Source organism: Nonomuraea sp. NPDC050383, from assembly GCF_044459125.1.
GTDB lineage: Bacteria > Actinomycetota > Actinomycetes > Streptosporangiales > Streptosporangiaceae > Nonomuraea.
Window position 1 is genome coordinate 58,138 of sequence record NZ_JBITIP010000019.1, and the last position, 11,932, is coordinate 70,069.

Annotated in this window: 10 protein-coding genes; 4 read left to right on the forward strand and 6 right to left on the reverse strand. The window is 71.2% G+C overall.

Annotated elements, in window-relative coordinates; translation table 11 throughout:
- Nucleotides 1-124 precede the first annotated feature (124 nt).
- Entirely contained in the window at nt 125-1,198 is a 1,074-nt protein-coding gene (locus ACIBG4_RS34575) for a BMP family protein (RefSeq protein ID WP_397205802.1), read from the reverse strand.
- Between the two features lie 289 nt (nt 1,199-1,487).
- On the opposite strand from ACIBG4_RS34575, the gene ACIBG4_RS34580 reads away from it, so the two are divergent.
- Nucleotides 1,488-3,383 carry a Xaa-Pro dipeptidyl-peptidase gene (locus tag ACIBG4_RS34580; RefSeq protein ID WP_397205804.1) on the forward strand — a complete coding sequence of 632 codons (1,896 nt, stop codon included), beginning with the start codon at nt 1,488-1,490 and terminating at the stop codon, nt 3,381-3,383.
- Between the two features lie 18 nt (nt 3,384-3,401).
- Here ACIBG4_RS34580 and ACIBG4_RS34585 read toward each other — a convergent pair whose 3' ends face one another.
- The gene (locus ACIBG4_RS34585) at nt 3,402-4,631 is read right to left on the reverse strand and encodes a M20 family metallopeptidase (RefSeq protein WP_310708341.1); all 1,230 of its coding nucleotides are present in this window, start codon (nt 4,629-4,631) and stop codon (nt 3,402-3,404) included.
- A gap of 557 nt (nt 4,632-5,188) precedes the next feature.
- On the opposite strand from ACIBG4_RS34585, the gene ACIBG4_RS34590 reads away from it, so the two are divergent.
- Complete coding sequence (locus ACIBG4_RS34590) at nt 5,189-6,571, forward strand: peptide ligase PGM1-related protein (protein ID WP_310708342.1); 1,383 nt, start codon at nt 5,189-5,191, stop codon at nt 6,569-6,571.
- On the opposite strand, the gene ACIBG4_RS34595 is transcribed toward ACIBG4_RS34590, so the two are convergent.
- Nucleotides 6,483-6,734 (reverse strand): SCO4848 family membrane protein, encoded by a 252-nt coding sequence (locus ACIBG4_RS34595; RefSeq protein ID WP_397205807.1) that lies wholly within the window; start codon nt 6,732-6,734, stop codon nt 6,483-6,485. The genes ACIBG4_RS34590 and ACIBG4_RS34595 overlap by 89 nt on opposite strands.
- A gap of 84 nt (nt 6,735-6,818) precedes the next feature.
- Between ACIBG4_RS34595 and ACIBG4_RS34600 the strand changes: the two genes are divergently transcribed.
- On the forward strand, nt 6,819-7,937 hold the full coding sequence (locus tag ACIBG4_RS34600) for a D-alanyl-D-alanine carboxypeptidase family protein (RefSeq protein ID WP_397205808.1): 1,119 nt from the start codon (nt 6,819-6,821) through the stop codon (nt 7,935-7,937).
- Here the strand turns inward: ACIBG4_RS34600 and ACIBG4_RS34605 are convergent.
- Both ACIBG4_RS34605 and ACIBG4_RS34610 read right to left on the reverse strand, forming a co-directional pair.
- Complete coding sequence (locus tag ACIBG4_RS34605) at nt 7,926-8,873, reverse strand: YihY/virulence factor BrkB family protein (protein ID WP_397205809.1); 948 nt, start codon at nt 8,871-8,873, stop codon at nt 7,926-7,928. The genes ACIBG4_RS34600 and ACIBG4_RS34605 overlap by 12 nt on opposite strands.
- A gap of 127 nt (nt 8,874-9,000) precedes the next feature.
- Nucleotides 9,001-10,281, reverse strand: coding sequence for an amidohydrolase family protein (locus tag ACIBG4_RS34610; protein ID WP_397205810.1), 1,281 nt, complete (start codon nt 10,279-10,281; stop codon nt 9,001-9,003).
- A gap of 60 nt (nt 10,282-10,341) precedes the next feature.
- Here ACIBG4_RS34610 and ACIBG4_RS34615 point away from each other — a divergent pair, with 60 nt between their 5' ends.
- Complete coding sequence (locus ACIBG4_RS34615) at nt 10,342-10,848, forward strand: MarR family transcriptional regulator (protein ID WP_310708346.1); 507 nt, start codon at nt 10,342-10,344, stop codon at nt 10,846-10,848.
- Nucleotides 10,849-10,927: 79 nt separating this feature from the next.
- On the opposite strand, the gene trpS is transcribed toward ACIBG4_RS34615, so the two are convergent.
- Entirely contained in the window at nt 10,928-11,932 is a 1,005-nt protein-coding gene (gene trpS, locus ACIBG4_RS34620; protein ID WP_397205812.1) for a tryptophan--tRNA ligase, read from the reverse strand.

An 11,932-nucleotide genomic window follows, 5' to 3' on the forward strand; every position in this document is an offset into this window, starting at 1 on the left:
CTCATTCGCTCCGCTCCGGGATGGCTGGTTCGCTCCCGCGCCTCCGGGCCGGGTGGAGCGGGCGGAAGAGACCGAAGGCCCGGGTACGGGGTTCCGGGCCCTCGGTCGTCGTCCCTGTCACGCGTTACGGCTTGGCCGAAACCGTGATCTTGCCGTCGACGATGTCCTTCTTGGCAGCGTCCAGCTTGTCCTTGATGTCGTCGATCTCGCCACCGGTGGTGGCCAGGCCAACGCCGTCGACCTTGAGGTCGTACACGGTGTTGCTGCCACCCTTGGCGCCGCCCTGGAACGCCTTGACGAACTCGAACACGCCGACGTCCACGCGCTTGAGCATCGAGGTCATGATGACCGACTGCAGGTCGGTCTCCTTGATGGTCTGGCGCTGGTCGGAGTCGACGCCGATGGCCTTCTTCTTGGCCGCGGCGGCCGCCTGGAACACGCCGAGGCCGGAGTCGCCGGCGGCGTGGTAGACGATGTCGGCGCCGTCCTGGTACATCTTCTCGGCCGCGACCTTGCCCTTGTCGGGGGCCTTGAAGCCGCTGAAGTCGCCGTCGGGCGTCAGGTACTTGACGTCGATCTTGGCGTCCTTCTTGACCGACTTCACGCCGGCCACGAAGCCCGCCTCGAACTTCTTGATCAGGTCGTTCTCGACGCCGCCGACGAAGCCGACGTGGCCGCTCTTCGCCTTCAGGGCCGCGGCGACGCCCGCCAGGTAGGAGCCCTGCTCCTCGGCGAACTGCAGGCCGGTCACGTTCGGGGCGTTGGAGGCCGAGTCGACGACCGCGAACTGGATGTCGGGGTACTCCTCGGCGGTCTTCTTGATGTCCTCGCCGTAGGCGAAGCCGACGCCGATGATCGGGTTGTAGCCGGCGTCCGCGAGCTGACGGAGCAGCTCACCGCGGTTGGAGCCGTCGGAGGCCGGGCTCAGGTCCTTGATCTCCGCGCCGAGCTCGGACTTCGCCTTCTCCAGGCCCGCGTAGGCGGCGTCGTTGAAGGACTTGTCACCGCGCCCGCCGACGTCGAAGGCGAGACCCACCTTGAGCGCGCCCGCCTTGGGCGCGTCACTGCTGGCGCCCGCGCTGGGCTGGGCGCTCGACGTGGTGTCCCCACTGGTGTTGCCGCCGCAGGCCGCGGCTGCCATGAGCATGGCGCCGGCCATCGTGCCGATCGCCATCCTGCCGAATCGCTTGCCGAGCAAGTCGACTCCCTTCCAATTCCCCGCCGTCAGACTTCATCGCAGGCGCGAAGAAAAGTACGGCAACCCTGCACGGAAGATAGTTGCTTGACCTGGGCGGTCCAAACCGGCACACAGGGTCGCAACCGCTCCGTTATCGACATCTCTCGCGTCCGTGACCTGATCTGGGCAGACAGGGGCGCCGGAGGGCGCGTGGCAAGCTTTGCCGGACTTTGACCGAGGAGGGGCCCTTGCCGCCGCTCCGATCATGGCAGAGATTCGATCAAAGGTGGAATGGTCCTCTGGAGATCTCATGCGCTTTCGCAAGGTCCTCGCCGCGCCCCTGACCGCGCTGCTCACCCTGCCGCTGTGCGGACCGGCCTGGGGCTCCACACCGTCCGCGGCCGACGGCCCCTCGATCGTGGTCGAGAACGGCGCCACGCAGCCGGTCTTCTCCCGCGCCGACGCCATCGCGCAGACGGTGTACGTGGAGGTGGCGGGCACCGACAGCGACGGCGACGGCGCGCCCGACCGCGTGGCGGTGGACATCCTGCGCCCCAGGGAGACCGACCACGGGCTCAAGGTCCCTGTGATCATGGAGGCGAGCCCGTACTACGCGGGCGGCAACGACGTGGCCAACCACGTCGTGGACGTCGACGCGGACGGCAACCCCCTGCCCGCCCTCCGCGCCCGCGCGGACAAGCTGACCGCCGAGCCGTTCGACGGCTACTACGACAACTACTTCCTGCCGCGCGGCTACGCGGTCGCGCTGGTGGAGAACCTCGGCAGCGGGCGCGCCACCGGCTGCCCGACCACCGGCGACCGCAACGAGACCGCCGGGCCGAAGGCCGCGATCGACTGGCTGAACGGCCGCGCCAGGGGCTTCACCCCCGAGGGCGAGCCCGTCACCGCCTCCTGGGCCACCGGCAAGGTGGGCATGATCGGCGTCTCCTACAACGGCACGCTGGCCAACGCGGTCGCCTCCACCGGCGTCGAGGGCCTGGAGACGATCGTGCCGATCGCCGCGATCTCCTCCTGGTACGACTACTACCGCTCCGGCGGCGGCGTGGTCGCGCCGGGCGGCTTCCAGGGCGAGGACGCGGACGTGCTCGCGAGGTACGTGCTGACCAGGGCCGACGGTCAGCGCGTCTGCGGCCCGGTCGTCGACCACCTGACGGCCGCGCAGGACCGGATCACCGGTGACTACAGCCGCTTCTGGGACGACCGGAACTACCTCGGCGACGTGGACAAGGTGCGGGCCAGCGTCTTCCTGGTCCACGGGCTCAACGACTGGAACGTCAAGACCGGGCAGTTCGCCCAGTGGTGGCGCGCCCTGGCCAAGCGGGACGTACCACGCAAGATCTGGCTGCACCAGGGGACGCACATGAACCCCTTCAGCCTGCGCACCGCGGAGTGGCTGCGGCAGCTCCACGGCTGGTTCGACCAGTGGCTGTACGGCATCGACAGCGGGATCATGCGGGAGCCCCGGGCCGACGTCGAGACCGCGCCGGGAACCTGGCAGAGGCACCGGACCTGGCCCGTGCCCGGCACCGTGCCGGTGCGGCTGCACCTCGGCGCGGGCGCGAGGCTCGGCGTGATCCCGAGCCCGAAGGCGCCCCGCGAGACGTTCACGGACCAGAAGTCCCGTACCGCCGAGCAGCTCGCCGAGACGGCGCCCGCGCCCGACCCGAACCGCCTGGCCTACCTCACCGCGGCCCTGCCCGCGGACGTGCGGGTCTCGGGCACGCCGTCCGTGACGGTCACGGCCTCGCTGTCGGACGGGGCGTCGCCGTACCTGACGGCGTTGCTCGTGGACTACGGAACGGACGTGCGGCCCACCGGCACGCTGGTGCCGACCGGGGAGACGCTCTGCTACGGGCAGGGGGTGCCCGGCGACACGGGCTGCACGGCCCTGCGCACGCTCGGCACCGCGACGACGCCGTACACGATCGTCACCCGCGGCTGGCTGGACACCCGCAACCGGCACCGCCCGGACGTGACGGAGCCGCTGCGGCCGGGGCGGGAGTACACCTTCCGGTGGGATCTCCAGGCCACCGACCACGTCTTCAGGAAGGGGCACCGGCTGGGGCTGGTGATCCTGTCGACGGACCGCGACTTCACGCTCCGCTACCCGGAGGGGACCCGGGTCACGCTCGCCCCGTCGCGCTCCGCCTTCACCCTCCCGGCCTCGGTCCGGCCCCTGCTGTGACGCGGGGCAGGACAGGGGTCAGGCCAGCGAGGTGATGGGGTCGGTGACGGTGACCGGGCCGGACTCCCACAGGGCCGTCAGCGCCGTGGCGGCCATGACCCGGACGCCCATGCCGATCGCCGACTCGTCCACGTCGAAGGTGCCCTGGTGGATGTCGTACGTCTCGCCGCCGACGGAGCGGGTGCCGAGGCGGGCGAACGCGCCGGGGACCGACTCCAGGTACCAGGCGAAGTCCTCGCCGCCGAGCGACTGCTGGGTGGGGGCGACGGAGTGCGGGCCGAGGGCCCGCTGGGTGGCCTCGGCGAGCATCTCGACGCTCATCTCGTCGTTGACCACCGGCGGGACCCCGCGGACGTACTCCATCTGCGCCTCGATCCCGTACGCGCCGGCGACCGAGTCGAGCAGGGACTTGATGAGGTCGGGGGCGGCGTGCCAGGCGTTCTCGTCGAGGCAGCGCACGGTGCCCTCGGCGACGCCGTCGTCGGGGATGGCGTTGGCGGCCGAGCCGGCCTCGACCCGGCCCCAGACGAGGCTGAGGGAGCTGCGCGGGTCGACGCGGCGCGACAGGGCGGCGGGCAGCTCGGTGAGCACCTTGGCCAGCGCGAAGACGAGGTCGGCGGTCAGGTGGGGGCGGGCCGTGTGGCCGCCGGGCCCGGAGACGCGCACGACGAGCCTGTCGCAGGCGGAGGTGATGGGGCCGGGCTTGAGCCCGACGTGGCCGACGTCGAGGCGGGGGTCGCAGTGGAGGCCGAAGATCCGGTCGACGCCGGTGATGCCGCCGTGGGCCATGACCTCCAGGGCGCCGCCGGGAAGCTCCTCGGCGGGCTGGAAGATGAGGCGCACGCGGCCGGGCAGCAGCCCCGCCGCGGCCTGCTGGGCGAGGAACAGTGAGGTGCCGAGCAGGATGGTGGTGTGCACGTCGTGGCCGCACGCGTGGCAGGCGCCCGGGACGGTCGAGCGGTAGGACACGTCCTTCTCGTCCTGGAGCCCGAGCGCGTCGATGTCGGCGCGGAGCGCGACGGTGGGGCCGTCGCCGCTGCCGACGTCGCAGATCAGGCCGGTGCCGCGCGGGAGCACGGACGGGACGAGGCCCGCGGCGCTCAGCCGGTCGGCGATGCGCTGCGTCGTGCGGTACTCGGCGAAGGCGAGCTCGGGGTGCCGGTGGAGGTCGCGACGGAAGCCCACCAGGTCCTGCTCGTGCTCGGCCAGGAACGCGTCGAGTTCTCCCCGCAGCTCACGTCCCCGCATCAGTCACCGTCCCGTCCATGCCGTGGGACGTCTTCTGCCCCACGCCCACGGCGCATATCGTCCAATATCGTTACTATCCCGTCCTGGTCTCACAAAGGCAGCTGTCCGGTCAGGGCAGCGACCCGGCGGATCGAAAGCCCGACCCACCGGGCTGGTGCCAGGGGTCGTCGGCAAACGGGCGCGGCCGGAGGACTCCATGTGGAGGACAACCGCGGCAGCCCGGGGAGCACGGTGGGTGACCGTGAGCCCGAGGGCGATGCTTCGACTTTATCGCTCCCGCGCACCTTCCCGCGGACAACTACCCCAAAAATTAGCCGACGGCATGTCCGTAACCCGGTCCTGTCACGGGTTGTGAGGGGGCAAGTGACCTTGAAATAGTCACAACGGATCATTAGATGGTGACCCGTGGACACTCCGTCCAAACGTGCTGGGCGATTCCGAATCCTGTCACCTTCCGTCATGGTCATGACACTGCCACGACGGCTGCTTTCGCGAAAAATGCGTGCTTCACTCGCATTATGATCACTAAAATCCCGTTCGGGGAGAAGTATGCACGGTTGAGCATCTTCGAGCCGAGCGAGGGGACCCTGGTGGTCGTGCCCTCGCTCTCCCTCCCGCAGGACGAGCTGCGCCGCATCACGGCCGCGAGGTGCTACGAGGAGCGGCTGCTCTTCCTCCTCCTCAGCCTCCGCGAGCCCGGGGTCAAGGTGGTCTACCTCTCCTCCGTGCCCATCGACCAGGAGATCGTCGACTACTACTTCGGCTTCCTGCCGGACCCGGAGGACGCGGCCAAGCGGCTCACCCTCATCAGCCTCGACGACCCCCGCACCCAGCCGCTCACCCGGAGCCTGCTCGCCCGCCCCGAGATGGTCGAGCAGGTCCGCGCGGCCATCGACGGCGAGGACGCCTGGATGGTGCCGTTCGTGCTGAGCGAGCTGGAGGAGGAGCTCGCCTCGTCACTCGGCGTGCCCCTCTACGGACCGGCCACCGCGCTGGCCCACTACGGCTCCAAGAGCGGCTCGCGCGAGGTCGGGCAGGAGGCCGGCGTGCCGATGGCGCGCGGCTTCGGCGACCTGCGCACCCAGGCGGAGATCCAGGACGCCATCGACGCGCTGCCCGGCGAGCGCGTCATCGTCAAGCTCAACGACGGCTACTCCGGGCTCGGCAACGCCATCGTGCGCAAGCCCGGCGACGACGTGCCCGACGCCTCCCGGTTCAGCTTCTCGGCGGACGGCGAGACCTGGGACACCTTCTCGGCGAAGATCTACGAGCGCGGCGCGGTGGTCGAGGAGTTCATCGAGCACCGGCCGCTGTACTACCCGAGCGCGCTGGCCCGGATCACCCCGGGCGGCCACCACGACGTCGTCGCCACCCACGACCAGGTGCTCGGCGGCGCCAACAACGACGTCTACCAGGGCTGCACGTTCCCCGCCGCCCCGGAGTACCGGGCGGAGGTCGGGGCGTCGGCGGCGAAGATCGCCGCCATCCTGGCCGAACGGGGCGTGGTCGGGCTGTTCGGCATGGACTTCTTCGCGCTCAAGGCCGACGCCGGCTACGCCGCGCTGCTGTGCGAGATCAACCTGCGCATCGGCGGCACGACGCACCCGTTCGGCGCCGCGATCCTGACGACCGGGGCCACGTACGACCCGGCGACCGGACTGCTCATGGCCGACGGCCGGCCCAAGTACTACACCGCCACCGACAACTGCTCGGCGTCCTGCCTGCGGGGACGCTCCCCCGGCGAGGTGATGCGGATGGTGGACCGGCTCGGCCTCGGCTTCGACCACGCGGCCCGCAAGGGGAACGTCTTCCACCTGCTGGGCGCGATCCCCGAGCACGGGAAGCTGGGGTTCACCTCGATCGGCGACTCGCGCGAGGAGGCTGACGAGTTGCATCGGCTGACCCGGCTCGCCCTCTGCGGAGCGACGTCCAGCCGATGACGCCCAGGACGGCCCCGAGCACGAGGTTGACGGCGATCAGAATGCCGTGCACCACGTAGAACGCGGTCGGATGGCCATCGGCCAGGTTAAACCCAAGATTCACCCACTCGAAGATCATGAAAATCCCGAGAAGAATGAGGAATCCGGCGATCTTTCGCGACATACCCACCCCTCTAGTATCGAGGTAGGACCTTCGGGGGAATGTGTCGCCACATGCGCAAGAACTCGAAGCTACGCTGAGATCGCCATGTGGACGAAACTGGTGCCTGCCACGGCACTCCTCGCCGCGGTCACGCTCACCGGGACCGCCCACGCCACGCCGGCCGAACCGCCGACGAGCCCTGTCGGCGGCGATCGGCTGGGTCACCACGGCCTGGTGGCGCCCGACGGCGTCAAGGAGCCGCCCAAGACCAAGGCCACCGCGTACGTCATCGCCGACGCCGACACCGGCGAGGTCCTCGCGGCGAAGAACCCGCATGTCCGCTACCTGCCGGCCAGCACGCTCAAGATCCTGACCGCCGTGACGCTGATCCCGCTGCTCGACAAGGACAGGACGGTCAGGCCCAGCGACAACGCCGTCAACCAGGAGGGCAGCGCCGTCGGCCTGACCACCAAGCCGATCTACAAGGTCGACGACCTGTTCAAGGCGCTGCTGATGTCGTCCGGCAACGACGCCGCCATGGCGCTGGCCGAGGCCAACGGCGGCCTGGCCAAGACGCTGCGGGACATGAACGCCGAGGCCCACCAGCTCCAGGCCAACGACACCGTGGCCAAGACCCCGAGCGGCCTCGACCAGCCGGGGCAGAGCAGCTCCGCCTACGACCTCACGCTGATCGCCCGCGCCGGCCTCGCCAACCCCGCGTTCAGGCGGTACGTGAGCACCAAGGTCGCCAAGTTCCCGGCGCCGAAGAACTACTACGAGATCAGCAACCACAACAAGCTGCTGTGGCGCTACCCGGGCATGATCGGCGTCAAGAACGGCTGGACGTCCAAGGCACTCGGCAGCTTCGTCGGCGCCGCCACGCGGAACGGCCACACGATCATCGTCGCGATCATGCGCCACGACGGCTACTTCTGGGAAGAGGTGGCGGGGCTGCTCGACTGGGGCTTCGCCGAGCGGGGCAAGGTGACGCCGGTCGGGCGGCTGGTGGACCCGCTGCCGGCGGCGGTGCCGGTGCGCGAGCAGCAGGCCGCGCCCGCCCCGGCCGCCTCCGCGAGCCCCCGGCCGAGCTCGCTGCTCGGCACGGCCGCCGCCGCGCAGACCGACTCCAGCCGCCGCACCGGCCTGCTCGTGGTCGGCGGCGCGCTGCTGTTCGGGCTGGCCTGGCTCGGCTTCGGCCTGTACCGCAGGCGGTCACGCCTCTGAGGGCAGGCCCGCGGGTGAGCCGCTCGACGGCACCGGCGAAGGCGTGGGCGGCGGGCTGAGCCCGGCCGTGGCCGTCCACGCGGCGACGTACAGGACGAGCCGGGCCGAGAAGTTGATCCACAGCAGCAGCCCCACGATGACCGCGAACGCCCCGTACAGCGGGTTGTTGAGCGTGTGGCTCAGCAGCAGCCCGGCGAGCTGCTTGAGCAGCCCGAAGCCGATCGCCCCGAGCAGCGCCCCCTTGGCGATCACCCGGAACGGCTGGGTGGGCGGGGCGACCCAGCCGAGCACGACGACGAACAGCACCCAGTCGGCGACCAGGCCGGCGAACAGGCCCGTCAGGAAGAGCCCGGCCTTGTTCACCGGCGTGTCGTCCAGGCCGAACAGGTGCACCGCCCAGGTCGTGGCCTGGGTGGCGAAGCCGCTCCCCACGACGGAGGCGAGCATCGTCACCCCCAGCAGGACGAGCGAGGCGAGGTCGCGCAGCTTGCCGCGGAAGTAGTCCAGCGGCGGCGTCGTGGTCATCGACATCTCCCGCAGCGCCCCGCGCAGCGCGTCCATCGCGCCCAGCCCCGCGTAGAGCAGGCCCAGCAGACCGATGATCCCGGCCGTGCCCTTGGCCGCGGCGATGCTGGAGACGTCGAGCCGGCCCGAGATGCCGGGAAGCTGCTCCTCGGCGGCCTTGCGCATCGCCTCCATAGCGGCCTGGTCGTTGGCCAGGACGTAGCCGAGCACGGCGAAGCCCAGCGCCAGCAGCGGGAAGAACGACAGGAACGCGAAGTACGTGACCGCGCCGGCCAGCCGGTCGCCCGACTGGAGCTGGTAGCGCTGCACGGTCCGGATCAGGTGGTCGACGGACGGCCTGCGGACCCGCCAGTGCTCCCTCAGGCGGCGCCCGCGCGCCTTCACCGCCTCGATCCGCTCGGACAGGCCCATCGTTCTCGTGCCACCTTTCGCCCCGGTCAGTGGCTCCTGCCCGGCACCTGCCCGTCAAGTCTGCCATCGGGGACTGTTTTCGCCGCTCAAGGCGGTGCCGCGCGGGACGAGAGGCCCGGCGCGGGTGTCAGGCGAGCACGGCGGTGACGTGGCGCGCCGCGGCGGCCAGCGCGTCGAGCGCCGCGGCGACGTCGTGGCCCACGAGCCGCCCGCCGCGCTTGACCACCCGCCCGCCGACCAGGACGGTGTCCACGGCGCTGGTGTCGGCGTTGAGGACGATCGCGCCGATCGGGTCGTACGAGGCGGCCATGCCGAGCGTGGCCGTGCTGAGGAGCACGAGGTCGGCCTGCTTGCCCGGCCGCAGCGATCCGGTCACGTCGCCGAGCCCGGCCACCCGGGCGCCGTCGATCGTGGCCATGCGCAGCACGTCCCTGGTGGTGAAGCCGAGCCCGGCGCCGCCCGGCCGGCCACGCTCCAGCGTGTACGCGGTGCGCATGAGGCTGAACATGTCGCCGGGCGCGCACGTCACGGTGTCGGCGCTGAGCGAGACGGGCGCGCCGGCGGCCTGTGCCCGCCCGGTCACCGGGTAGCCGATGCCGAGCGTCATCTCGTCGATCGGCGAGACCGACACGCCGCCTCCGGCGCCGGCGATGACCTTGAGCTGCTCGTCGTCGTAGTGGTTGGCGTGGACGAACGTCGTGCCGGGCGTGAGGTGCCCGTGGGACTCCAGGAAGGCGAGCCCCCTGGCGGCGCTCTCCGGCCCGTGTCCGCCGAGGTGGGCGGTGACGGGCAGCCCCAGCTCGCGGGCGGTCTCCAGCTCCTCCAGCGCGTGGTCCTCGGGCAGGATCTCCGGCCCGAGCGCGGCCATGACCATGCTGACCAGGCCGGGCGCGGCGAAGTGGGCGTCGCGCACGCGACGGGTCTCCGCGGCCAGCCCGGAGCGCGGCCCGCCGTGGCAGTAGCCGAGGACGGCGCGGACGCCCGAGGCCCGCAGCGCCTCCACGGCGGCGTCGGTGTGCTCGGGCGTGAACTGGACGTGCGACCAGTCCAGCAGCGTGGTGACGCCCGCGTCGAGGCACTCCAGGGCGCCCGCGAGGTTGCCGGCGTGGACGTCCTCCGGCCGGAAGGCCGGGGCCAGCTCGCCGAGGACACGCCCGAGGTAGTCGCCGAACGTGGCGTCGGGCATCGTCGCCCGGATGGCGGCCTGCCAGGTGTGCCGGTGGGTGTCGACGAAGCCGGGCAGCACGATCTTCCCCGTCGCGTCGATGACCTCGGCCCCGTCGGCGGCGGCCAGCCCGGGGCCGACCTCCGCGATCCTTCCGTCCCGGATCCGGACGTCGGCCGGCCCGATGACGACCGGCTCCGGCTCGGTGTCGACGACGATCCCGTTCCTGATCACTGTTTCCATGGCGAAAAGCTTAGTGAATAGCTTTCTGAAAAGCAATCAGCCCACAAGTATCCTCGTCTCATGAAGCATGACGAGGTGGACGGGCTCGTCCCGCGCTGGCGCGAGGCCGGCATGCCGTCGGCCCTGATCTCCGCGCTGGAGCTCAGCAAGCGGACGTCCCGCCTCGACATGCTCTTCCAGGAGGCCGTCAAGGCGGAGCTGGCCGACCTCGGGCTCACCTACGCCGAGTTCGACATCCTGGCCGCGCTGTGCCGCACGCCCCCGCCGCACCGCATGAAGCCGAGCGAGCTGTCCAAGGCCCTCTTCCTGACCTCCGGCGGCACGAGCAACGTGCTCCAGCGCCTGACGGCCGCCGGCTACGTCGAGCGCGCCGCGGACCCCGGCGACGCGCGCAGCCGGTGGGTGCGGCTGACGCCCGAGGGGCTGCGCGTGGCCGACGCCGCGCTGGCGGCCTCGGGCAAGGCGCACACCGAGGTGATGGCGGGCGTCCCCGAGGAGGCCGTGCGGCGGGCCGCGGACGCCCTGCGCGAGGTCCTGCTCGCGGTGGGCCGGCGCAGGGTCCGCTGACGACGCGAAGAGCGCCCGGCCCCCTCGGGGGCCGGGCGCCCGATCCGGGCGGCTCGTGGCCGGGCCGGCGTCCGGTCCGTCAGGCTCCGGGCAGGAAGCCGATCCTGTCGCGGACCTGCTCCATCGTCTCCTCGGCCACCTCGCCGGCGCGCCGGGCGCCGATCGCCAGCAGGCGATCGAGCTCCGCCTCGTCGGCGAGCAGCTTCTCGGTACGCTCGCGGATCGGCGTGAACGTGTCGACCACGGACTCCGCCACGTCCTTCTTGAACGTGCCGTAGCCCTGGCCCTCGTAGCGGGCGACCAGCTCGGGGATGGGCGTGCCGGTCAGCGCCGACTGGATGCGCAGCAGGTTGGACACGCCCGGCTTGTTCTCCTCGTCGAACAGCACCTCCGAGCCCGTGTCGGTGACCGCGCGCATGACCTTCTTGCGCAGCGGGCCGGGCTGGTCGAGCACGTCGAGGATGCCCGCCGGGCTGGAGGACGACTTGGACATCTTGGCCGACGGCTCCTGGAGGTCGGTGATCTTCTCGACCTCCTTGAGGATGTGCGGCTCGGGCAGGGTGAACGTGTCGCCGAAGCGGTGGTTGAAGCGCTGCGCCAGGTCGCGGGTGAGCTCCAGATGCTGCTTCTGGTCCGCGCCGACCGGGACCCGCTCGGCGTGGTAGAGCAGGATGTCGGCGGCCTGCAGGATCGGGTACGTGAACAGCCCCACGCTCGCGGCGCTCTCGCCGAACTTGGCGGCCTTGTCCTTGAACTGCGTCATCCGGGCCGCCTCGCCCATGCCGGTCAGGCAGTTGAGCACCCAGGCCAGCTCGCTGTGCTGCCGTACGTGCGACTGCACGAAGACGGTCGAGCGCTCCGGGTCGAGCCCGGCCGCGAAGAGCTGGGCGGCGGCCACGCGGGTGCGGCGGCGCAGATCGGCCGGGTCGGTCGGCACGGTGATCGCGTGCAGATCGACCACGCAGTAGAAGGCGTCGTGGGTCTCCTGCATCGGGACCCACTGACGGACCGCACCCAGGTAGTTGCCCAGGTGGAAGGAGTCCGCGGTGGGCTGGATGCCGGAAAGAACACGAGGTCTGGCCAT